This window comes from Pseudoxanthomonas suwonensis J47 (assembly GCF_000513955.1).
GTDB lineage: Bacteria > Pseudomonadota > Gammaproteobacteria > Xanthomonadales > Xanthomonadaceae > Pseudoxanthomonas > Pseudoxanthomonas suwonensis_C.
In genome coordinates this window covers 37,392-59,439 of record NZ_KI911332.1, presented here as the reverse complement: position 1 = coordinate 59,439, position 22,048 = coordinate 37,392, and the positions used below count along the sequence as shown (strand labels likewise).

The following is a 22,048-nucleotide window of genomic DNA, read 5'->3' as shown; positions in this document are numbered from 1 at the left end:
TTCCGATTGCGCCCGCGCGGCGCCGCGCCATGACTGCCGATCCGGCCGCCGAGCTGCACACCATCATCGACCTGATCCGCTACGGCGGCAGCCGCTTCAACGAGGCCGGGCTGACCTTCGGGCACAGCTACGACAACGCAATGGACGAGGCCACCCAGCTGGTCCTCCACGCGCTGCACCTGCCGCACGACCTGAGCCCGGTGTACGGCCAGTCGCGGCTGACCACGGCGGAGAAGCAGAAGATCCTGGGCCTGTTCCAGCGCCGCATCGACGAGCGCGTGCCGGCGGCCTACCTGACCGGCGAGGCCTGGTTCGCCGGGCTGAGCTTCAAGTCCGACAGCCGCGCGCTGGTGCCGCGTTCGCCGATCGCCGAGCTGATCGAGAACGGCTTCGAGCCGTGGCTGGGCGGGCGCGAGGTGCGCCGTGCGCTGGACCTGTGCACCGGTTCGGGCTGTATTGCTATCGCCATGGGCCACTACAACCCGGAATGGCAGGTCGACGGCGTCGACATCAGCGACGACGCGCTGGCCCTGGCCGCGGAGAACAAGGCGCGGCTGCACGCGGACAACGTCACCCTGCTCAAGTCGGACCTGTTCGCCGGCCTGCAGGGACGCCACTACGAGCTGATCGTCACCAATCCGCCGTACGTCACCGACGACGAGACCGACGCGCTGCCGAAGGAGTACTCGTACGAGCCGGAGCTGGGCCTGCGCGCCGGCCCGGACGGCCTGGACCTGGTGCTGAAGATCCTGCGCGACGCGCCGTTGCACCTGTCGCAGGACGGTCTGCTGATCTGCGAGGTGGGCGAGTCCGAGCGCCACCTGGTCAAGCTGCTGCCGGAGCTGGACCTGGCCTGGATCGAGTTCAAGGTCGGGCAGATGGGCATCTTCGCGGTCGAGTGCCGCGAGCTGATCGCCCACAACGCGCGCATCGCCGAGCTGGCCGCAGCGCGCGGCTGAGCTGCTTCTCCGGGTAGGGCCAAGGCCGGAGCGGTAGCAACCGCAAGAGCCTGACGGAGCGGGCTCCGGAAGGCGTCCGCCGTCGCACGGGGGTATGGCCCACCCCTTGGGACGACATCCTGTCTTTGCGCGGGGCCGTGGCACATCCATGTGCCAGCTGGTCCATAGCCCCGTGCGACGACGGCCTTCGGGATGCCCGGGGGTCTGCGGTGCTTCCTGCGCCGGATCGGTGGAACAGCCGCAAACCGTTACCTTGGCAACGTTTCCGCTGCACTGCAGCAGGCGCCGCCGATATGCGATGCTTGGGCGTCTCCCATCGGAACCCCGCGCGGGGCGCGCCTTGAGCAGCAACACGTTCGGCAAGCTGTTGTCGGTCACCACCTTCGGCGAATCGCATGGCCCGGCCATCGGCTGTGTCATCGACGGCTGTCCGCCGGGGCTGGAGATCGCCCCGGAGGAGTTCGCCCACGACCTGCAGCGCCGCGCCACCGGCAAGTCGCGCCACACCTCGGCGCGGCGCGAGGCCGACGAGGTCGAGATCCTCTCCGGCGTCTACGAGGGCCGCACCACCGGCACCCCGATCGCGCTGCTGGTCCGCAACACCGACCAGCGCAGCAAGGACTACGCGAACATCGCCGCGCAGTTCCGCCCGGGCCACGCCGACTACACCTACTGGCAGAAGTACGGCATCCGCGATCCGCGCGGCGGCGGCCGCAGCTCGGCACGCGAGACCACCATGCGCGTGGCCGCGGCGGTGATCGCCAAGAAGTGGCTGAAGCAGCGCTTCGGCGTGACCGTGCGCGGCTTCATGGCGCAGATCGGCGACGTGGTGCCGGCCGGCTTCGACTGGAGTGCGGTGGAGGGGAACCCGTTCTTCTGGCCGCACGCGCCGCAAGTGCCGGAGCTGGAGGCGTACATGGACGCGCTGCGCAAGTCCGGCGATTCGGTCGGCGCGCGGGTCACCGTGGTCGCCGACGGCGTGCCGCCGGGCTGGGGCGAGCCGGTCTACGGCAAGCTCGACGGCGAACTGGCCGCGGCGCTGATGAGCATCAACGCGGTCAAGGGCGTGGAGATCGGCGGCGGCTTCGGCGTGGTCGCGCAGAAGGGCACGCAGCATCGCGACCTGATCTCGCCGGAAGGCTTCGCCAGCAACCACGCCGGCGGCATCCTCGGCGGCATTTCCACCGGCCAGCAGGTGGTGGCGTCGATCGCGCTCAAGCCGACCTCCAGCCTGCGCCTGCCGGGCCCGACCGTCGACGTCGAGGGCAACCCGGTCGAGGTCATCACCACCGGCCGCCATGATCCCTGCGTCGGCATCCGCGCCACGCCGATCGCCGAGGCGATGGTCGCGCTGGTACTGATGGACCAGGCGCTGCGCCACCGCGCGCAGTGCGGCGACGTGGGCGAAGTCGGACCGCGCATCCCCGCCGGCGCAGGCGCGCTGGGCGAAGGACAGGGGAGCTGAGGCGCGTACCATGGCCGCCCCGCGTCCCCGCGTATGGGTTTCGCAGCCGCTGTTCGACGACATCGTCGACCGGCTGGCGGCCCATTGCGAGGTGGATGCCGTAGGCGAGGTCACCGAACACGACCAGGCCGCGATCGGCGCCGCGCTGCGCGAGGCCGATGGCGCCCTGGTCACGCTCAACGAACGCATCGGCCCCGCCGAACTGGCGCAGGCGCCGAAGCTGCGCGCGATCGCCAACGTCGGCGTCGGCTACAACAACCTCGATATTCCCGCGCTCGACGCGGCCGGCGTCATCGCCACCAACACGCCCGACGTCCTTACCGAAACCACCGCCGACCTGGGCTTTGCACTGTTGATGGCCGCCGCGCGCCGGATCACCGAATCCGAGCGCTGGCTGCGCGAAGGGCAGTGGAGGCAGTGGTCGTTCTCGACCATGCTCGGCGCCGACGTGCATGGCAGCACCCTGGGCATCCTCGGCATGGGCCGGATCGGCCAGGCCATCGCCCGCCGCGGCCACCACGGCTTCGGCATGAAGGTGCTGTACCACAACCGCTCGCGCCTGCCCGAAGCGGTGGAGCAGGGCGTGGGCGCCCGCTACGTCGACTTCGACACGCTGCTGGCGCAGTCCGACCACCTGGTCCTGGTGCTGCCTTATTCGCAGGCCAGCCACCACATCATCGACGCGGCTGCGCTGGCGAAGATGAAGCCCAGCGCCACCCTGGTGAACATCGCTCGCGGCGGGCTGGTCGACGAGCTCGCGCTTGCCGATGCGCTGGCCAACGGTCGTCTCTTCGCCGCCGGCCTGGACGTCTACGAAGGCGAGCCGGTGGTGCGTCCGGAGCTGCTGGCGCTGCGCAACGTCGTGCTGACCCCGCACACCGGCAGCGCCTCGCTGGCCACGCGCCGGGCGATGGTGCAGCTGGCCGTGGACAACCTGCTGGCCGCACTCGGCTTCGGCCCGCGCGCCGGCCATCCGGCCAATCCGGTCACCGCGAAGAAGACCAGCACCGCGACCGTCGCGGCCGACAGCATTACCGGCATCGTGGGCATTACCGCCATTGCCGGCACCGGCAAAGCCGCGGCCGGCAAACGATAGGGAACCTCCGCCCGCCTGCAGTCCGCGCAGGCACGCCCCAGGAGGAGGTTCCCCGAACCCGGCCCGCGCGTCCGCGCCATCGAACTTCCCATCCCGAATCCCCAATCCCGAATCACGGACACACCATGAGCAACGCAGAACGTCGTTTCACCGTCGCCGTCGTCGGCGCCACCGGCGCGGTCGGCGAGACCATGCTGGCCATCCTGGCCGAGCGCCAGTTCCCCGTCGGCGAGATCGTCGCCCTGGCCTCCGAGCGCTCGGCCGGTGGCGAGGTCGAGTTCGCCGGCCGCAAGGTCAAGGTCCAGGACCTGGCCAGCTTCGACCCGAAGGGCGTGGACATCGCCCTGTTCTCGGCCGGCGGCAGCGTCTCCAAGGAATACGCGCCGAAGTTCGCCGCCGCCGGCGCGGTGGTGATCGACAACTCCTCGGCCTTCCGCTACGACGACGATGTCCCGCTGGTCGTGTCCGAGGTCAACCCGGAAGCGGCGAAGAACCGCCCGCGCGGGATCATCGCCAACCCGAACTGCTCGACCATGCAGATGCTGGTGGCGCTGGCGCCGCTGCACCGCGAGTACGGCATCGAGCGCATCAACGTCGCCACCTACCAGTCGGTGTCCGGCGCCGGCCGCTCGGCGCTGGAGGAACTGGGCCGCCAGACCGGCGCGCTGCTCAACTTCCAGGATCCGGACCCGCAGCGCTTCCCGGTGCAGATCGCCTTCAACCTGATCCCGCACATCGACGAGTTCCTGGACAACGGCTTCACCAAGGAAGAGATGAAGCTGGTCTGGGAGACCCGCAAAATCCTCGGCGACGACAGCATCCAGGTGAACCCGACCGCGGTGCGCGTGCCGGTGTTCTTCGGCCACTCCGAGGCCGTCGCCATCGAGACGAAGACCAAGGTCACCGTCGAGGAGGCGCGCGCGCTGCTGGAGAAGTCGCCGGGCGTGGAAGTGGTGGACGATCGCAAGCCGGGCGGCTACCCGACCCCGGTCACCCACGCCTCGGGCAACGACGCGGTCTACGTGGGCCGCATCCGCGAGGACTTCTCGCACCCGCGCGGCCTCAACCTGTGGATCGTCTCGGACAACATCCGCAAGGGCGCCGCGCTCAACGCGGTGCAGCTGGCCGAGCTGGTCGCCGCCGGCGGCTGACCGCCGGCGCCCGGCCGGGCCGCTCCACGGCCTGGCCGGGTGCTGCGCGGCGGCTGCTACAAACGCAGGGCGTCCGTTATAGTGCGCCGCATGAAGAAGAGGGGACAGGGCGCCACGCGCCCGTGGCACTGGTTGCTGGCGCTCGCGCTGGCGCTGCCGGCCGGCAACGCGCTGGCGCTGGGGCTGGGCCAGATCCGGGTGCTGTCGGCGCCCGGGCAGCCGCTGCTGGCCGAGATCCCGATCATTTCCAACGAGCCGGGCGAGCTGGAGAACGCGCGCGCGCGCCTGGCCTCGCCTGAGACCTTCGCCCGCGTCGGCCTGCAGCCGCCGACCGGCCTGGTCAGCGACCTGCAGTTCGAGATCGCCGCCGACGCGCAGGGCCGGGCCGTGCTCCGGGTCACCAGCACGCGGCCGGTGGACGTGCCGGTGGTCGGTTTCCTGGTCGAGGTCGACTGGGGCCAGGGCCGGCTGGTGCGCGAATACTCGGCGCTGGTCAACGCGCCGCAGACCGCCGCGGCGATCGAGGCCCCGGTGATCGAGGCGCCGCAGGCGGCGCCGTCCAACGCCATCGTCCGGGCCCCAAAGGTGGAGGCACCCGCGACGCCGGCGCCTGCCGCGCCGGTGGCGCAGCCGGAACCGGCCGCGACCGCACCGGCCCCGCGGCCGCGCAGCACCCCGCGCGCCAGCGCCGGGCCGGGCGAGGTGCTGGCCCGGGTCGAACGCGGGCAGACGCTGTCGCATGTCGTCGCGGCGATGGATCGCGGCGGCCACAGCTTCGACCAGGCCATGGTGGCGCTGCTGCGCGCCAACCCCGAGGCCTTCATCGGCGGCAACATCCACCGCATCCGCAGCGGCGCGGTGCTGCGCATGCCCGGTGCAGACGACTACGCGATCGACGCGGCCGCGGCCACCGCGCTGGTGCGCGAACAGACCGCGCAGTGGCGGCAGGCGACCCCGATCCCGCAGCCGGCCGAAGCCGGCACCGCCACGGCGGATGCGGCGGCCCCCAGGGCCGCGCCCGCCACGCAGGCGCCGGCCGCGGCCGGGCAGGGCGCGCGGCTTGAAATCGCACCGACCGTCGCGGCGGCGGGTACCCAGGCGACTGAATCCGGACTTGGCGCCGGTGGCGAGGGCGACATGCTGGCAAACGAACAACTGCGCCAGGCCCAGGAAGACCTGGCCGCGCGCGACAGCGAGCTGCAGGAACTGCGCAGCCGCGTCGAGGAGCTGGAGAAGCTGCAGCAGCAGCAGTCCAGGCTGATCGAGCTGAAGGACAGCGAGCTGGCCGCCGCGCAGCAGGCCCTGGCCAAGACCAACGAGGCCGGCGCCGCGGGCGCCGACGGCGGCAGCCCGGCGTGGCTGTGGGGTGGGCTGGTGCTGGGGCTGGTGGTGATCGGCGCCTGGTGGCTGGCGCGCCGGCCCAAGCCGAGTCCGATCCCGGTGCAGCGCAACGGCAGCTTCGACGCCGCCGCGCTCGCCGCGGCGATGCCGCAGACCCAGCAGGACCCGATGCTGGCCGCCGACACGCCCGACGTGGCCCACCACGCCCACGAGGACGCATTCGCCGCCGAAGCCGCCGACCCGGATCTGCCGGCCTGGCACGTGGACGATCCGGCCGCCGAAGTGCTGCCGATCAACCCGGCGCCGGCCGGCCGTGAGCGCCTGGAACTGGCGATCGCCTACCTGGACCTGGGCGACGTGGAAACCGCGCGGACCCTGCTGCACGAGGTCGCGCTGGGCCACGATCCTTCCGCCCGCGACGAAGCGGCCCAGCTGCTGCGCGAGATCGGCTGAGCCAGGACGATCATGCGTTACGCGCTCGGCGTCGAATACGACGGCGGCGGATTCCAGGGTTGGCAGGGCCTGGGGCCGTCCGGGCCGCCGACCGTGCAGGCCACCCTCGAGAAGGCGCTGTCCTCGGTCGCCGACCAGGAGATCACCGTCACCTGCGCCGGCCGCACCGATGCCGGCGTGCATGCCGAATGCCAGGTGGTGCACTTCGACAGCACCGCGCAGCGCGATCCGCGCGCGTGGACGCTGGGCGTCACCGGCCGCCTGCCGCCGCAGGTCTGCGTGCGCTGGTGCGTGCCGGTGCCGCTGGAGTTCAACGCCCGCTTCTCGGCGCGGGCGCGCCGCTACCGCTACCGCCTGGTCAACCGCCAGGTGCGGCCTGCGCTGTACCGCCAGCTGATGGCATGGGAACGGCGGCGGCTGGATGCCGACGCCATGCACCGCGCCGCCCAGGCGCTGCTGGGCGAGAACGACTTCAGCGCTTTCCGCACCGTGCACTGCCAGGCCCCGCACGCCCGCCGCGACCTGCAGGAGATCCTGGTGCGGCGCGTCGGCGAGGTGGTGGAGATCGAGGTGCAGGCCAATGCATTCCTCCATCACATGGTCCGGAATATCGTGGGATCCTTGCTGGAGGTGGGCGCCGGCGCGAAGCCCGAAGCGTGGATCGCCGAGTTGCTGGCCGGGCGCGACCGCACCCTCGCCGGGCCCACCGCACCGCCGCAGGGACTGGTGTTCCTGCGTCCGCTGTATCCGTCCGAATGGGGCCTGCCCGCGGAGGTGACGCTGTGAGCCGCATCCTCTATCGCACCCGGATCAAGTTCTGCGGGATGACCCGTCCGGGCGACGTGCGCCTGGCCAGCGAGCTGGGCGTGGACGCGGTGGGCTTCGTGTTCGCCGAAGGCAGCCCGCGGCGGATCACCGCCGGCGAGGCGCGGCAGCTGCGCACGGCGCTGGCGCCGATGGTCAGCAGCGTGGCCCTGTTCCGCAACAACACCGCCGCAGAAGTGCGCGACGTGGTGCGCCAGGTGCGGCCCTCGCTGCTGCAGTTCCATGGCGAGGAAGAGGACGCGTTCTGCCGCACCTTCCGCGTGCCCTTCCTGAAGGCGGTGCCGATGGGTGGTGGCGAGACCTGGGATGCGCGGGCGCTGCAGCAGCGCTGGCCGCATGCCGACGGCTTCCTGTTCGACAGCCACGGCGCCGGCGGTTCCGGTGGCACCGGCCACGCCTTCGACTGGAAGAGGATCCCGACCGGCCTGCACCGGCCGTTCGTGCTGGCCGGCGGCATCACCGCCGACAACGTCTACGACGCGATCCTCGCCACCCAGCCGTGGGCGGTGGACGTGGCCAGCGGCATCGAGATGTCGCCGGGGATCAAGGACGGCGACAGGATGCGCCGCTTCGTCGCCGAGGTGCGGCGGGCGGACTGCAGTTTCGGCTGACGCGGCGCCGGCGGCGTCGGATTTGCCTGATACCGATCAACTGCTCCTGCGCACGCGGGCCGTGGCCAGCTGCGCTTCGGCCAGGCCCAGCAGCATGCGTCGCGTTTCGCGCCCGGCGGTGCGGTAGGCCAGCAGCAGGCGGCGCTCGAGCGGGTCGTCGACCAGCTCCGCGTCGATGGGCGGTTCCGCGGCAGGGGATTCGTCGTAGGCCAGCGGACCGCGGCCGGTGGCCAGCCATTCGAAGCGCACGCCGGTCACGCAGGCCAGGCGTTCGAGGCGCGCGGTGGCCGGCATCACGCCGACCGCGCTTTCCCAGTTGGCCACCGCGCCGCGCGTCACGCCCAGCTGCGTGGCCAGCATTTCCTGCGACAGCCGCGCCCTCTGGCGCGCGATGCGGATCCGCATTGCAAGGTCCATATGCCACCGCCTGCCCGTCCGTGCAGTCAGTTCAGCCTAGACCCGGCGGAGCGGGCCTCGCAAGCGGCGGCCACGGTGCAAGCGATACTGGCGAATCCTGTGCAATTCCGCTTGCAGGTTCGGGCGTGCGAAAGCGATAGCGGGCGGCCGCTTCGCCATGCAAGCGGAACTGCCGTGCCGACGGCGCCTTGCCTGCTTGCACTCGCCGGCGGAGCGGCGTGAGGATCGTCCCGCCATCCGTGGCGGCAAGTCCGCCGATGGCATGACGGTGCGAAGGATCGCGCCGGATGCGAGCAAGGAGTGCCGCATGTCCGATGGACTGTTCCGAAGGGAAGCGCTGGACGCGCGCCGCAGCAGCTGGCTGGGGGGCATCCAGCTGGCGCAGCCGTTGCGGCTGTGGCTGCTGACTCTGGGCGCCGCGCTCGCGGCCTCGGCGGTGGTCGCCTTCCTGGTGCTGGGCAGCTATACCCGACGTTCGACCGTGACCGGCCAGCTGGTGCCGACGCGCGGGCTGTCGACGATCGTGGCGCCGGCGGGCGGGGTGGTCGGCCGCGTCGACGTGCAGGAAGGCGATCGCGTGCGTGCAGGGCAGCGTCTGGCGGTGGTCACCGTGCCGCGCGCCACCCTCGGCAATGGCGACACGCTCGCCGCGCTGGAGGAACGCCTGCAGCGCCGGCAGGAGGGGCTGGTCGCCAGCAAGGCCGCGCAGCTGCAGCAGCTGCGTGTGCAGGAGGTCGGGCTGCGTTCGCAGCTGGCTACCGCGCGCCGGGAGCTTGCGGAGGTCGAAGCCGGGATCGCCACGCGGCGCGAGCAAGTACGCATCGCCCACGAGACGCTGGACCGGCTGCGCCAGCTGGAGGACGTGCGCTACGTAAGCCTGCTGCAGATCAAGCAGCAGGAATCGGTGGCGCTGGCCCAGGTCGGCGAGATGCAGGTGCTGGAACGGCAGGCCACCGCGACCCGGCGGCTGATCGCCCAGCTCGAGCAGGCCCTGGCCGAGCTGCCGGCGCAGCGCGGCAGCACCGATGCCGGCTACGAGGGGGAGCTGGCGGCGCTGGAGCAGGAACAGGTGGAAACGCGCGCCCGTGGCGAGCTGGTGCTGACCGCCGCCGTAGACGGCATCGTGACCGCACTGCTGGCCAAGCCCGGCCAGGCGGTGCAGGCCGGGCAACCGCTGCTGAGCGTGCTTCCAGGCGATGGCGTCCTGGAGGCCGAACTGCTGGTGCCCAGCCGCGCGATCGGCTTCATCGAGCCTGGCGACAGGGTGATGCTGCGCTACCAGGCGTATCCGTACCAGAAGTTCGGCCACCAGCAGGGCCGGGTCGAACGCATCAGCCGCAGCGCGCTGGGGCCGGGCGAACTGGGCAACGTGCAGGCCGCCGAGCCGTACTACCGCGTCACCGTGGCCCTGGCCCGGCAGGCCGTGGTCGCCTATGGCAGGGAGGAGCCGCTGAGGCCGGGAATGCTGCTGGACGCCGACATCCTCGGCGAACGGCGGCGGCTGGTCGAATGGCTGCTGGAGCCGCTGTACTCGCTCAAGGGCGTGGGTTGAGCGGGGGACGATGGAGCAAAGGGGAAGAAATATCCGGGTGCTCCCGGTTTCGGCACCGGAGAGCGCCATCTCAAGGAGGAGTAGGCAATGATCTCACTCGAATCTGAAAGGTCGATTCTGGTGGGCGGTGGACAGGCAAAGGGCACAGAAGAGGTGCCTGCAATCGAGATAACGTTCAACGTCGACCCGCCGCCGTACAACCCGGAAGGGCCAGATCCTCGTCGGTCTGGCGGGACGTTTCCGCCTCCGGTTGACGACCAGTCTGGCAACCCGCCGCATACTGGAATCTAGGAGGAACCAATGAGGATTCTCGCCAATGATGCGCTCCCCCTGGCGGCAGGCGGTACCGGGGAGAAGTCCGCAACAGAGCGCGCCTTGAACGTCTGCAACGACAACAACTTCCCCGACAGTACCCGGATTGAGATCTCGGTCAACAACAAAGGAAGCGTTGGTATCTCCGAGTTCAAGATTTCGCAGAACGCCACGGTGACGATCGAGACGACCTGTGGAGAGCTTCGGGAAAAGTCGGGAGGTGGGACGTGAGCGTTCTTCTGGACAACTGCCAAAGGAGTGGGCTGATGAACGTTCTTGACGATTCCGCACTTTGCATGGTTACTGGTGGGGCCGGGTCCAGTAACGGCGGTCAGGCCGATATCGTCAGCAGGGGGCTCGAGCTCTGCAAGGGCCTTCCCGACGACAAGAGCATCACCATCACGCTGGAGAACAACACCAGTGGAGGTTTGGGCAGCACGAGTGGTGGCGTCGTCGAGACCATCAGTTTCACGCTGACCTGTGGGGAGCTTCGTGAGGCAGCCAAGGGCTCAACTTGACGCCTGGATATCCGGCCGGGGTCGCCGCGTGCGAGGTTGCCTCGCACGCGGCTCGGTTATTGCACTGCTTATGGCAGTAACTGCCTGCGGATTGCGTACCGGGGTCATCCAGGTGGCCTCTGCTTCGGACGATCGCATTTATCGCATCGATACAGAAATATGGGCTCCTGGCACCGAAGTACGATGGCCTGGGGATCGTGTCGGTGTTCGGGTCTACTACGCCGTCGACAAGCTTGCTGCGGATTACGGTATCGCGGAAACGCGCGTCCAGGAGCCCGCGCAGATGCGCCTCGGCCAGCTTGAGAATGATCTCGTTGTTCTGCTGCCAACGGGTGAACTCCAATCCGAGCACGTCATTGATTTTGCGTCGGCGCACGAGGCATTCCACCTTGCGGCTCAGTACTACGGCGCCAGGATCCGGACCGACAAGCTGGTTGACATGCCCGTCGTTTCGGACAAAGACGCCGTATCAGCCTTCTGGGAAGAGATTGAATCTCAGGCATCTGGTGCCCTGGCGGGACCTGGTGAGATTGATTGCGGGCGGATCCGTAGTGCTTTCGACGCGCTGGATGAAGTAGACAAGGTTCACGTCCTCCATCGAGCATTCTGGGAGTGGCCAGCCGAGTTCTACGCCAGAGTCCGGGCATTCGGTTACGGGACTGGGGGCGCGTATCCAGAAGCTCGAGCGATGATTCGGGGAGATAACCGGGTTTACACATCCGGATCCACTGCGATGCTCTACGTCCACCAGCGATCAGCTGACCGGTCGTGGCAATGGGAGATCGCTTCGGGCAGGAATGCCATAGATGTATTCATGCGCGCGGGCGGGTGCGCGGATATTGAAGGGGAGGGGATTTCGGTACGAGTTAAGCGGATCGATTTCTTCGATCCGCCTCGTCGGTAGGAGTTGCCGGGCGGGCCGGCACCTGATGGACACAGGGAATGTGTCGCAGATCAAGGAGGACACCATGCGTAACGTCGATGTTGCTGAGATGGAGCTGGTAGCTGGTGGGTTTGACAATTTCGATGAGGTTCCTGAGCACGACTACGGAGAGGTCGAGCAACAGATGCGGCAATTGATCGAGTTTCTTGAAGACCAGTTGCGACGCAACGGTCCGCGGCATGGCTGAGCTCGCCAGACTCGGTTGGTGGGGACTGCTACTGGCAGCCACTCAGGTTGCACAGGCGATGGAGCCTGTGCAGCTTGTGTCTTTACCAGAAGGCATGGACATGTCGGACCTGCCAATGGCCCGCATGGTCGATGAGACGACCTGCGAAATCATCTCTGGCGCAAAGCGCCGCGGGACAAGTGACCCTCCGCAACTTGTGCCCCATGCCTGGCTTGCCCTGTATCGAAAAGGCGGTTCGCGCATGCCCTTCATGCGGGTGCAATCGGGGGACAACGGCCTCTTCGCGGTCCGTTTCCCGGCGACTCCTGGCGATGTCATACGCGTCCGCGCGTATGTGGCCGATCCGAAGACCGGGGAGGTCCGTTACGGCGACGGGAAAACCATGACATGCATCAGGGCCACCGTATCAGTCGGTGAGGTGCTGCCGGAGAGCGGCGGAGGAAAGTCGCTCTCCGCGACAGAATAGAGTAGCAGGAGCGACACACCGGAGCTTGTATTCGCAAGGAGGCGAAGCAGGTGGGCACGGGATCGTTGAAGCCGCTCATCCAGGGCGAGGCCGCCGAGTGCGGGCTGGCCGCGCTGGCCATGGTCGCCAGTGCGCATGGCCTGCACCTGGGGATTGCCGAGCTGCGGCGCCGATTCCCGCTTTCGCTCAAGGGCGCACGCCTGGACCAGCTGATGCGCATGGCGCAGGCGCTGGGCTTCTCGACCCGGCCACTGCGGCTGGAGATGGAGGACCTGTCCAGGCTGCGCCTGCCGTGCATCCTGCACTGGGATCTCAACCACTTCGTGGTCCTGTCGCGGGTGGATCGCAGGACCGCGACCATCCTCGATCCCGCGTTCGGCGAGCGGCGGATGCGCCTGGGCGAGGTGTCGGACCATTTCACCGGGATCGCGCTGGAGCTTGCGCCGGCGGCCGGGTTCCAGCCGCAGAAGCCGAAGCCTGCGATCACGACGCGGCAGCTGACCGGGCCCGTGCGCGGGCTGTGGGGCGCACTGGCGCAGATCCTGGCGCTGTCGGTGGCGCTGCAGGTCTTCGTGGTGCTGTCGCCATTCCTCATGCAGTGGGTCGTGGACCAGGTGCTGGTATCCGCGGACCGCGACCTGCTGACCGTGCTGGGTCTGGGCTTCGGCCTCGCCCTGCTGCTGCAGATCGGCATCGGCGTGCTGCGCGGCTGGTCGGTGGTGTACCTGTCGTCGCGGCTGGGCCTGCAATGGATGGGCAATGTCTTCGCCCACGCGCTGCGGCTGCCGCTGGATTTCTTCGAGAAGCGCCACCTGGGCGACATCACCTCGCGCATGGGCTCGGTGCAGGCGATCCAGCGTACGCTGACGACCAGTTTCGTCGAGGCGATCATCGACGGCCTGATGGCGCTGGTGACCCTGGTGCTGATGCTGGTCTACAGCTGGAAGCTGGCGCTGGTGACCCTGCTGGCGGTGGCGCTGTACATGGGCATCCGCGCGATCGCCTACCGTCCGGTGCGCGACCGGACCGAGCAGCAGCTGGTGGCGGCGGCCCGCCAGCAGACCCACCTGCTGGAGTCGTTGCGCGGCATGCAGAGCCTCAAGGTCGCCGGCGAGGAGCCGCAAAGGCGCGCCACCTACGAGAACCTGATGGTGGAGACGGTCAACCACGAGGTGCGGCTGGCGCGCATGGGCCTGGGCTTCAGCGGCGCCAGCCAGCTGGTGTTCGGTGCCGAGCGGATCGCGGTGATCTGGATCGGCGCGGTGCTGGCCCTGCAGAACGTGTTCTCGGTCGGCATGCTGATCGCCTACCTGGCCTACAAGGACCAGTTCGCCTCGCGGATGGCGGCGCTGGTCGACCGCTGGATCGAGTTCCGCATGCTGCGCCTGCACGGCGAGCGCCTGGCGGACATCGTCCTGACGGCGCCGGAGGACGACGGCGCGGATGCGGAACTGCCGCCTCCGCCGGACACGCGCATCGCGGTCGAGGGCCTGTCCTTCCGTTACGGCGAAGGCGAACCGTGGGTGCTGAGGGACTGCAGCTTCACCATCAAGCCCGGCGAGTCGGTCGCCATCGTGGGCGCCTCCGGCTGCGGCAAGACGACGCTGGTCAAGCTGCTGCTCGGCCTGCTCAAGCCAACTGAGGGACGCATCTGCATCGGCGGTTACGACCTGGCGAAGGTCGGGGCGCGCAACGTGCGCTCCATCGTCGGCGCGGTGATGCAGGACGACCAGCTGTTCGCCGGCAGCATCGCCGACAATATCAGCTTCTTCGATACCGGCTGCGACATGGCGCGGGTCGAGGCGGCGGCACGGATGGCGGCCCTCCATGACGAGATCGCGGCCATGCCGATGGGCTACCACGGCCTGATCGGCGACATGGGCAGCTCGCTGTCCGGCGGGCAGAAGCAGCGCCTGATCCTGGCGCGCGCGTTGTACCGCCAGCCGAGGCTGCTGTTCCTCGACGAGGCGACCAGCCATCTGGATGTCGCCAACGAGCGCCTGGTGAACGAGGCGGTGAAGGCGCTGAAGCTGACCAAGGTGATCGTGGCCCACCGCCCGGAAACCATCGCCAGTGCCGACCGCGTGCTGGTGCTGGATGGAGGACGCATAGGCGAAGCCGCCGGCGATCGCGAGCGGGCTGAAGCCCGGGCGATGCTGGCCTGAGGTGACGAGCGGCCGGCGGTATGCAGGCGACGGCCTGGCGATGCTCGCGGGCGCGCCCGCAGGCTTGCCCGCCGCCAGGCCGGGCGCATGGGTCCCGATGGCTGTCGGCGGGAGCCCGAGATGGGGTTCCTGGACCTTCTTTCTTTCCTCGTTCGTGACGCCGCTCGTGGGCGTCGTCGTACTGGCGCCAGCGATCAGGAGGCGGCGCTGGAGCGTGGTGGCTGCGGTCATGGTCATGCTGGCCGCAGCCGTGTGCGCTTCGTTGCCGGACAGGTTCGGGCTGGCCAGCGCGGTGCTTCGTTCGATGGTGGTCGGCCTGCTGGCGGTCGGCTGCGGTGACCTCTACCAGCGCTTTCTCACGCACGGGATCGTTCCGGTCCGTAAGCGCCGACGGATCAGGGCCGCAGCTCGCGCCGGAGCCATTCGGCCAGTGCAATGGCCAGCGAGCCGCCTTCGCCGCGTCGGGTGCACAGTGCCCAGTGGCCCCCGGTTTCGATGAAACCCCATGGCGCGACCAGGCGCCCGCTGTCCAGGTCGGCCTGCACCAGTTCCTGCGGCGCGATCGCCACGCCCAGGCCGGCGGCCGCGGCTTCCAGGAGATAGGTGAGGTGGTCGAAGCCGGTGCCGGGGTGCCAGCGGTTGCCGTCCAGTCCCTGCGTCTCGAACCAGCGCGGCCACGCCTGCGGGCGCGAAGTGGTGTGCAGCAGCGGTTCGTCCAGCAGCGCTTCGCTGGCCACGCCGCGCAAGGCCTCGAAGCGGGCGTGGCGCGGGCTCAGCACCGGTCCGATGCGCTCGGGGGCCAGCAGCTGCACATCCCATTCCGGCGGCCAGGGCGCCTCGCCCAGCAGCAGTGCCGCATCCAGCCCTGACAGCAGGGCGTCGAATCCGGACTCCTGCGCCGACAGGTGCAGCTTCAGGCCGGGCAGGTCGGCGCCCAGCCGTTCCAGCCGCGGGATCACCCAGCGCGCCATCAGGCTGCCCGGGCAGCCCAGCACGAGGGCGGCCGGGCGCTGTCCGCGCTGCAGGCGGGTCCAGGCCGCCTGCAGGGCGTTGAAGGCGTCGCCGGCGGCATCGCGCAGGCGCAGGCCGCTGGGGGTCAGGGCCAGGCCACGACCGTCGCGCTGGAACAGCGGCGCGCCCAGTGCCTGCTCGAGGCTGCGGATCTGCCGGCTGACCGCGCCGTGGGTCACGTGCAGCTCTTCGGCGGCACGGCTGACGCTGCCCAGGCGGGCGGCGGCCTCGAAGGCCCGCAGGGCGTTGAGCGGGGGCAGGGGCCGCGACATGGCCGTGAGTTTATCTCACAGGTTGGTTCGAATTTGTCGATTTATCCGGGCATGACCTGTGCGCTAGGCTGAGGCATCGCCAGCTTACCGACGCACCCCATGACTGCCCCTACGGACTTCCACGCCTTCCCCGACGCCCAGGGCCACTTCGGCCGGCACGGCGGCCGCTTCGTTGCCGAGACCCTGATCGGGCCGCTGCAGGAGCTGGCCGCGGCCTACGACGCCGCCCGCGTCGATCCGGACTTCATCGCCGCCTTCGAGAAGGACCTCAAGCACTACGTCGGCCGGCCCAGCCCGATCTACCACGCCGAGCGGCTGAGCCGCGAAGTCGGTGGCGCGCAGATCCTGCTCAAGCGCGAGGACCTGAACCACACCGGCGCGCACAAGATCAACAACACCATCGGCCAGGCGCTGCTCGCCGCGCGGATGGGCAAGAAGCGGATCATCGCCGAGACCGGCGCCGGCCAGCACGGCGTGGCCAGCGCGACGGTGGCCACGCGCCTGGGCCTGGAGTGCGTGGTCTACATGGGCGCCACCGACATCGAGCGGCAGAAGATCAACGTCTACCGGATGAAGCTGCTGGGCGCCACGGTCGTTCCGGTGACCTCCGGCTCGGCCACGCTCAAGGACGCGCTCAACGAGGCGATGCGCGACTGGGTGACCAACGTCCAGGACACCTTCTACATCATCGGTACCGTCGCCGGCCCGGACCCGTATCCGCGCATGGTGCGCGATTTCAACGCCGTGGTGGGGCGCGAGGCGAGGGCGCAGATGCTGGCCGAATACGGCCGCCTGCCGGATGCGATTACCGCCTGTGTCGGCGGCGGCAGCAACGCGATCGGCCTGTTCCATGCCTTCCTCAACGATGCCTCGGTGCGCATCGTCGGCGCCGAGGCGGCCGGCGACGGCATCGAGACCGGGCGCCATGCCTCGTCGCTGGCGGCCGGCCGGGTCGGCGTGCTGCACGGCAACCGCACCTACGTGATCTGCGACGACGACGGGCAGATCATCGAAACGCATTCGATCTCCGCCGGTCTGGACTACCCCGGCGTCGGCCCGGAGCACGCGTTCCTCAAGGACAGCGGCCGCGCCGAGTACGTCGGCGTCACCGACGAGGAAGCGCTGGAAGCCTTCCACCGGCTCACCCGCACCGAAGGCATCCTGCCGGCGCTGGAATCCAGCCATGCCGTCGCCCAGGCGATCAAGCTGGCGCGCGAACTGCCGAAGGACAGGCTGGTGCTGTGCAACCTCTCCGGCCGCGGCGACAAGGACGTGCACACCATCGCCGCGCGCGAGGGCATCACCCTGTGATGCGCGGTGCCGTGGCGCGCGTTGCCAGCGGCGTGGCAGTCCGCGCCGGCCGTTTCGCGCGCACGGCCGCCGACGCCCACGCTGGTGCGTTCCGCCGGCGTTGGTCGTGCGCCGGCAGCGCCTCCGCTTCCTCCTTCCAGATCCAGAAGAGCCTCCTCCCATGAGCCGCTTCGAACGCAAGTTCTCCCGCCTCGCCGCCGAAGGCCGCAAGGCGCTGATTCCCTTCGTCACCGCCGGCGATCCTTCGCTGGAGGCCACGGTGCCGGTGATGCACGCCCTCGTCGAAGCCGGTGCCGACTGCATCGAACTGGGCGTGGCCTTCTCCGACCCGATGGCCGATGGCCCGGTGATCCAGCGCAGCTCCGAGCGCGCGCTGGCGCGCGGTGCCGGCACCGACTACGTGTTCGACTGCGTGCGCCGCTTCCGCGAGCGCGATGGCGACACGCCGGTGGTGCTGATGGGCTACCTCAACCCGGTGGAGATCCGCGGTGCGGCGCGCTTCGCCAGCGAAGCGGTGGCTGCCGGCGTCGACGGCGTGCTGCTGGTCGACCTGCCGCCGGAGGAAGCCGAAGACTTCCAGCAGCCGTTCGACGCCGCCGGCCTGGCGCTGGTGATGCTGGCCTCGCCGACGACCACCGCCGAGCGCGCGGCGATGCTGTGCGCCCACGCGCAGGGCTACCTCTACTACGTCAGCTACGCCGGCGTGACCGGCGCCGACCGCCTCGACACCGGCGCGGCCGGGCGGCGCCTGCAGGAACTGCGCGCTGGCGCGAAGGTGCCGGTGGTGGCCGGCTTCGGCATCAAGGACGCGGCGAGCGCCAAGGCCATGGCGGTCGATGCGGATGGCGTGGTGGTCGGCTCGGCGCTCGTCTCGGTACTGGCGGAAGCCGGTGATGCGGACGATGCCGCCAAGCGTGCGCGTGCATTCCTGGCGCCGCTGCGCCAGGCCATCGACGGCTGACGGATTCCCCCCTCTCCCTCCGGGAGAGGGGCAGGGGGAGAGGGNAGGCTTCCGACCGCGTTGGCACACCGACCCTCTCCCCAACCCCTCTCCCGAGGGGAGAGGGGGCTTCATGCATCTTGCTACACCTTCGCTGCAAACTCCGAGGGCGCGCCTGGTGGAGGTGCGAACAGGTCCCGCGCGACCTCCTCCGTCGGGATCGCGCCTTCCAGCTGCAGCAGGAAGCGCTTGGCCGGCAGGCCGCCGCCGAAGCCGGTGAGCGAGCCGTCGGCGCCGATCACGCGGTGGCAGGGCAGCACGATCGGCAGCGGGTTGCGGCCGTTGGCGGCGCCGACCGCGCGCGTGGCGGTCGGCCGTCCCACCTTCGCCGCCTGCTGCGCATAGCTGGCCGTGGCGCCGTAGGGAATCGTGGCCAGCGCGAACCACACCTCGCGCTGGAACGCCGTGCCCTGCGGTGCCAGCGGCAGGTCGAAGCTGCGGCGGGTGCCGGCGAAGTACTCGTCCAGCTGCGCCTGCGCGTGGTCCAGCAGCGGATGGTCGTCCTCGCGCCAGTCGCTGCGGCGCTGCGGGTGGCGGTTGCTGGGGAACTCGATCGCGTGCAGGCCGGCGTCGCTGGCGGCGATCGTCAGCAGGCCGAGCGGGCTGGGAATACGGCGGAAATGGATCGTGTTCATTCGGTGTCCTCCGCGGAAGCGGGCGGCGACGCCGCGACGTCGCGCCACAGGTGGATGACTGCGTAGCCACGCCAGGGCCGCCAGGCCTCGGCGCGTGCTTCCAGTTCGCGCGTCGCCATGCGGCTGCCGTCGGCCGGAACGGTCTTGCGCAGCACCAGGTCGCCGGCCGGAAACGCATCCGGATGGCCGAGCGCGCGCAGTGCCAGGTATTGCGCCGTCCACGGGCCGATGCCCGGCAGCGCGCTCCAGCTGTTGACGAACTGCTCCAGCGTCTGTTCCGGCGCGAAGCCGACGCGCCCGTCGAGCAGGGCGCGGGCGATGCCGCGCATCGTGAGCACACGGGTCGGCGTCAGCCCGGCGCCTTCGAGATCGCCCTCGAGCAGCGCCCCGGGCGTCGGGAACAGATGGGTCAGGCCCGGCGCCAGCGGCGCCGCCAGCGCGTGGCCATGGCGCTGCGCGATGCGCGCGCACAGCGTGCGCGCCGCTGCGACGCTGACCTGCTGCCCGGCCACCGCGCGCACTGCGACCTCGAAGCCGTCCCAGCCGCCGGGCAGGCGCAGGCCCGGCCGCTTGCGCAGCAGCGGGCGCAGGCGCGGGTCGGCGGACAGCACCGCGGCGATCGCATCCGGATCGGCATCCAGGTCGAACATGCGCCGCACCCGGCCGACGATCGCCGCCAGCTGCGCCGGCGCCGCGCCCTGCAGTTCCAGCTTCAGCGCATGGGTGCGGCCGTCGCGGCCGGCGGGCCAGGCACTGACCCGGAGCCAGCCCGGCGCTTCCGCGGTGCCGAACGTGCGCGCATAGCTGCGCGCGTCGACCTGCTCGATGCCGGGCAGGGCGCGCGTGCGCAGGAAATCGAGCATCGCGGCGAAGTCGTACGGCGGCCGGTATGCGAGCCGCAGCACCAGCGGCTGCGCAGGGTCGGCGGCCGGCGCGTCATCGGCGGCATGCCTGCGCAGGTCGCGCGGCGCCATCCGGTACGCCTCCTGGAAGGCGGCGTTGAAGCGGCGCAGGCTGCCGAAGCCGGCGGCCAGCGCCACCTCGGTGATCGGCAGCGAGGTCTCGGTGAGCAGCTGCTTGGCGAACAGCAGGCGGCGGGTGCCGTGCACGCCAGCCGGGGCCGCGCCCAGACGCTGCACGAACAGGCGGCGCAGCTGGCGTTCGCCCAGGTGCACGCGGGCGGCCAGCTCGGCCAGCGGGCGCTCGGCCAGGAACCCCTGGTCGATCAGTTTCAGCGCCCGCGCCACCGCCTCGTCGCCGCGCCGCCAGGCGCCGTCACCGGGCGACAGTTCCGGGCGGCAGCGCAGGCACGGGCGGAAGCCCGCCGCCTCGGCGGCCGCCGCGCTGGGGTAGTAATCCACGTTCGCGCGCTTCGGCGCCGGCGCCGGGCACACCGGCCGGCAATAGATGCCGGTGCTGCGCACGGCGGTGAAGAACAGGCCGTCGAAGCGCGGATCGCGGCTCAGCCGCGCCCGTTCGCAGATCTGCGGATCGGGCAGGCGGCTGGTGTTGGGGGCGGGGGAGGACATGGACGCAGGCTAGCACCGCCGATGCCCCCGGACTCGCCGTTTCCGGACATGACTGCCCGGAGCCCCGCGGGGGTTCAGGGAGCGCGCAGTGCCGGTCGCAGCGTGGCCGGGTCGCCGTCCACCTGACGCGCCGGCAGGCCCAGCAGCGAGGAGAGCAGCGGGTACACGTCGACGTTGTCGAACGGCGGCAGTTGCGCGCCTTCGCGGAACGAGGGGCCATGCGCCACGAACACCGCGCGCATCGACGGCAGGTCCGGATCGTAGCCGTGCGCGCCGCGGTCGTGCGGCCCGGCGGCGGCGCGGCGCTCCAGCATCGCCCGCGGCAGCGCGTTCCAGCTTTCGTCCATCTGGCAGACCAGTGGCGGGATGCGCGGGTGGGTGCCGTAGTGCAGGCGTTCCGGCAGCTCGCTCTTGCGCCAGCACTGGTAGTGGTCGTGGCGTCCGAGCAGGCGCGCCTCGACCGCGGCCTCGAAGCCCGGATTCGGCGCCAGTCCGATCACCTGGCCGATGCTCACCACCCGGGCTTCCTCGATCGAGGCCATGTCCTCCACCGCGATGAAGTGGCTCGGCGGCACCAGCGCCATGCCATGGTCGGAGACCACCACGACGTCGAGCGCGAGGCCTGCGGCCTGCACCTTCGCCAGCAGCTCGCCGATGGCCGCGTCGACCGCACGTATCGCCGCCCGGGCCTGCTCCGACGACGGCCCGTGGTCGTGGGCGGCCTGGTCGACCTGTTCGAAGTACACCGCCACGAAGCGGGCGCGCCCGGCGCCGGGCGCGGTGAGCCAGCCGGCCACCGCCTCGACGCGATCGGCGAGCGGGATCTCGTTGACGAAGATCTGGTTGTGGCGCGGCATCACGCCGTCACGCGGCGCCGAAGCGCCCGGCCAGGCCCACACGCCGGTGACGAGGCCGGCGCGCTCGGCGGTGGTCCACAGCGGTTCGGCCTGCCACCAGCCCGGCACGGCCGCCTCGTCGGCGTCGCCGACGACGAAACGGCCCAGCTCCGGGTCGTTCATCGAGTTGTGGACGATGCCGTGGTGGTCCGGGCGCATGCCCGTGGCCAGCGTGTAGTGGTTGGGGAAGGTCAGCACCGGGAACGAGGGGCGCATCCACTGCGCGCGCACGCCGCCGGCGGCGAGGCTGTCCAGGGTCGGCGTGTCGCCGCGGCCGAGAGCGTCGGCACGCAGCCCGTCGACCGATACCAGCAGCAGCGGTACCGGCGCGCCGGTGGCGGAAGGAGATGGGGTTTCGGGACGGGGCGAGGCCGCACAGGCGGACAGCGACAACAGCAGGAACAGGGCGACGATACGGCGGAAGGACATTGCGCGGCGGGGGAGGGAAGACCCGTAAAGCTTGGCAGAACCGGCGCGTGCCCGCATGCGCGGATCTCATTGGCGCGCGCTTGACGGCAGCCTCCCGGTCTGCCCATGCTCGGCCAACCGCCGCCAGCAGGACCGATGAAGATGAAGATGGCCAGCACGCTGTCCCTCAGTCTTGGCCTGGCGCTGGCGCTGTCCGCGCCGGCGCATGCCGCGATCGCCGACCAGAAGCAGGCCTCCGCGCCGCTGCCCGCGGTGAACGCCGCCACCGATGAGGCCGCCGCTCCCGAAACGCCGCAGCGCGCCCGCCGCAGCCGCCTGGCCGATCCCGAGCCGGACGCCCGCCCGGCGCTGAAGCTCTCGGCGTTCTACCAGGTGAGCGAGCCGGACATGTCGCGGAAGGACAATTGCCTCAAGTACACCGGCACCCGCACCAGACGCGAGGAGAGCGGCAAGGGCGCGTGCACGATCGGCGGCGGCCAGGTCTTCATTCCCGAGCGCTGACTC

At 70.4% G+C, this 22,048-nt stretch carries 22 protein-coding genes; 17 read left to right on the top strand and 5 right to left on the bottom strand.

Features of this window, described 5'->3' with window-relative positions; all coding sequences use genetic code 11:
• Positions 1-29 precede the first annotated feature (29 nt).
• The 7 genes from prmB to M503_RS0114925 all read left to right on the top strand — a co-directional run bounded on the left by prmB (position 30) and on the right by M503_RS0114925 (position 7,901).
• The gene (gene prmB / locus M503_RS0114955) at positions 30-959 is read left to right on the top strand and encodes a 50S ribosomal protein L3 N(5)-glutamine methyltransferase (RefSeq protein WP_028919605.1); all 930 of its coding nucleotides are present in this window, start codon (positions 30-32) and stop codon (positions 957-959) included.
• Between the two features lie 340 nt (positions 960-1,299).
• Entirely contained in the window at positions 1,300-2,424 is a 1,125-nt protein-coding gene (aroC, locus tag M503_RS0114950) for a chorismate synthase (protein WP_028919606.1), read from the top strand.
• 10 nt (positions 2,425-2,434) lie between these two features.
• Positions 2,435-3,520, top strand: coding sequence for a 2-hydroxyacid dehydrogenase (locus M503_RS0114945; RefSeq protein ID WP_028919607.1), 1,086 nt, complete (start codon positions 2,435-2,437; stop codon positions 3,518-3,520).
• 125 nt (positions 3,521-3,645) lie between these two features.
• The gene (locus tag M503_RS0114940) at positions 3,646-4,671 is read left to right on the top strand and encodes an aspartate-semialdehyde dehydrogenase (protein ID WP_028919608.1); all 1,026 of its coding nucleotides are present in this window, start codon (positions 3,646-3,648) and stop codon (positions 4,669-4,671) included.
• 90 nt (positions 4,672-4,761) lie between these two features.
• Positions 4,762-6,465, top strand: coding sequence for a FimV/HubP family polar landmark protein (locus tag M503_RS0114935; protein ID WP_028919609.1), 1,704 nt, complete (start codon positions 4,762-4,764; stop codon positions 6,463-6,465).
• 12 nt (positions 6,466-6,477) lie between these two features.
• On the top strand, positions 6,478-7,251 hold the full coding sequence (gene truA, locus M503_RS0114930) for a tRNA pseudouridine(38-40) synthase TruA (protein WP_028919610.1): 774 nt from the start codon (positions 6,478-6,480) through the stop codon (positions 7,249-7,251).
• Positions 7,248-7,901, top strand: coding sequence for a phosphoribosylanthranilate isomerase (locus M503_RS0114925; protein WP_028919611.1), 654 nt, complete (start codon positions 7,248-7,250; stop codon positions 7,899-7,901). Before truA ends, M503_RS0114925 begins: the two co-directional genes overlap by 4 nt.
• 36 nt (positions 7,902-7,937) lie before the next feature.
• Here M503_RS0114925 and M503_RS0114920 read toward each other — a convergent pair whose 3' ends face one another.
• Positions 7,938-8,306, bottom strand: a complete 369-nt coding sequence (locus tag M503_RS0114920; RefSeq protein WP_231472391.1) for a helix-turn-helix domain-containing protein — start codon at positions 8,304-8,306, stop codon at positions 7,938-7,940.
• 319 nt (positions 8,307-8,625) lie between these two features.
• Here M503_RS0114920 and M503_RS0114915 point away from each other — a divergent pair, with 319 nt between their 5' ends.
• The 7 genes from M503_RS0114915 (at position 8,626) to M503_RS16675 (ending at position 14,461) form a co-directional block, all read left to right on the top strand.
• Entirely contained in the window at positions 8,626-9,870 is a 1,245-nt protein-coding gene (locus M503_RS0114915; RefSeq protein WP_028919612.1) for an HlyD family secretion protein, read from the top strand.
• Between the two features lie 300 nt (positions 9,871-10,170).
• Positions 10,171-10,413, top strand: a complete 243-nt coding sequence (locus tag M503_RS17555) for a hypothetical protein (RefSeq protein WP_155952091.1) — start codon at positions 10,171-10,173, stop codon at positions 10,411-10,413.
• Between the two features lie 35 nt (positions 10,414-10,448).
• Positions 10,449-10,700, top strand: a complete 252-nt coding sequence (locus tag M503_RS0114910) for a hypothetical protein (RefSeq protein WP_155952090.1) — start codon at positions 10,449-10,451, stop codon at positions 10,698-10,700.
• Between the two features lie 70 nt (positions 10,701-10,770).
• Positions 10,771-11,604, top strand: a complete 834-nt coding sequence (locus M503_RS17550; RefSeq protein WP_155952089.1) for a hypothetical protein — start codon at positions 10,771-10,773, stop codon at positions 11,602-11,604.
• Positions 11,605-11,668: 64 nt separating this feature from the next.
• On the top strand, positions 11,669-11,830 hold the full coding sequence (locus M503_RS0114905; protein WP_155952088.1) for a hypothetical protein: 162 nt from the start codon (positions 11,669-11,671) through the stop codon (positions 11,828-11,830).
• A complete protein-coding gene (locus tag M503_RS17545) occupies positions 11,823-12,296 on the top strand; it encodes a hypothetical protein (RefSeq protein WP_155952087.1) in 474 nt (157 codons plus the stop codon). Before M503_RS0114905 ends, M503_RS17545 begins: the two co-directional genes overlap by 8 nt.
• A gap of 65 nt (positions 12,297-12,361) precedes the next feature.
• Positions 12,362-14,461 carry a peptidase domain-containing ABC transporter gene (locus M503_RS16675; RefSeq protein WP_051414670.1) on the top strand — a complete coding sequence of 700 codons (2,100 nt, stop codon included), beginning with the start codon at positions 12,362-12,364 and terminating at the stop codon, positions 14,459-14,461.
• 395 nt (positions 14,462-14,856) lie between these two features.
• On the opposite strand, the gene M503_RS0114895 is transcribed toward M503_RS16675, so the two are convergent.
• On the bottom strand, positions 14,857-15,744 hold the full coding sequence (locus tag M503_RS0114895; protein WP_028919616.1) for a LysR family transcriptional regulator: 888 nt from the start codon (positions 15,742-15,744) through the stop codon (positions 14,857-14,859).
• 99 nt (positions 15,745-15,843) lie between these two features.
• Here M503_RS0114895 and trpB point away from each other — a divergent pair, with 99 nt between their 5' ends.
• Together trpB and trpA are read left to right on the top strand one after the other, a co-directional pair.
• Positions 15,844-17,055: a tryptophan synthase subunit beta gene (gene trpB, locus M503_RS0114890; RefSeq protein WP_028919617.1), complete on the top strand. Its 1,212-nt coding sequence runs from the start codon at positions 15,844-15,846 to the stop codon at positions 17,053-17,055.
• Between the two features lie 160 nt (positions 17,056-17,215).
• Entirely contained in the window at positions 17,216-18,016 is an 801-nt protein-coding gene (gene trpA / locus M503_RS0114885) for a tryptophan synthase subunit alpha (protein ID WP_028919618.1), read from the top strand.
• A 122-nt stretch (positions 18,017-18,138) separates the two neighbouring features.
• On the opposite strand, the gene M503_RS16670 is transcribed toward trpA, so the two are convergent.
• From M503_RS16670 to M503_RS0114870, 3 genes are all read right to left on the bottom strand, one after another.
• Positions 18,139-18,690, bottom strand: a complete 552-nt coding sequence (locus tag M503_RS16670; RefSeq protein WP_028919619.1) for a methylated-DNA--[protein]-cysteine S-methyltransferase — start codon at positions 18,688-18,690, stop codon at positions 18,139-18,141.
• Positions 18,687-20,219, bottom strand: a complete 1,533-nt coding sequence (locus tag M503_RS0114875) for a DNA-3-methyladenine glycosylase 2 (RefSeq protein WP_028919620.1) — start codon at positions 20,217-20,219, stop codon at positions 18,687-18,689. The genes M503_RS16670 and M503_RS0114875 overlap by 4 nt, the downstream gene beginning before the upstream one ends.
• Positions 20,220-20,293: 74 nt before the next feature.
• Positions 20,294-21,544: an ectonucleotide pyrophosphatase/phosphodiesterase gene (locus M503_RS0114870; RefSeq protein ID WP_028919621.1), complete on the bottom strand. Its 1,251-nt coding sequence runs from the start codon at positions 21,542-21,544 to the stop codon at positions 20,294-20,296.
• A 135-nt stretch (positions 21,545-21,679) separates the two neighbouring features.
• Between M503_RS0114870 and M503_RS0114865 the strand changes: the two genes are divergently transcribed.
• Positions 21,680-22,045, top strand: a complete 366-nt coding sequence (locus tag M503_RS0114865) for a hypothetical protein (protein ID WP_028919622.1) — start codon at positions 21,680-21,682, stop codon at positions 22,043-22,045.
• Positions 22,046-22,048 lie beyond the last annotated feature (3 nt).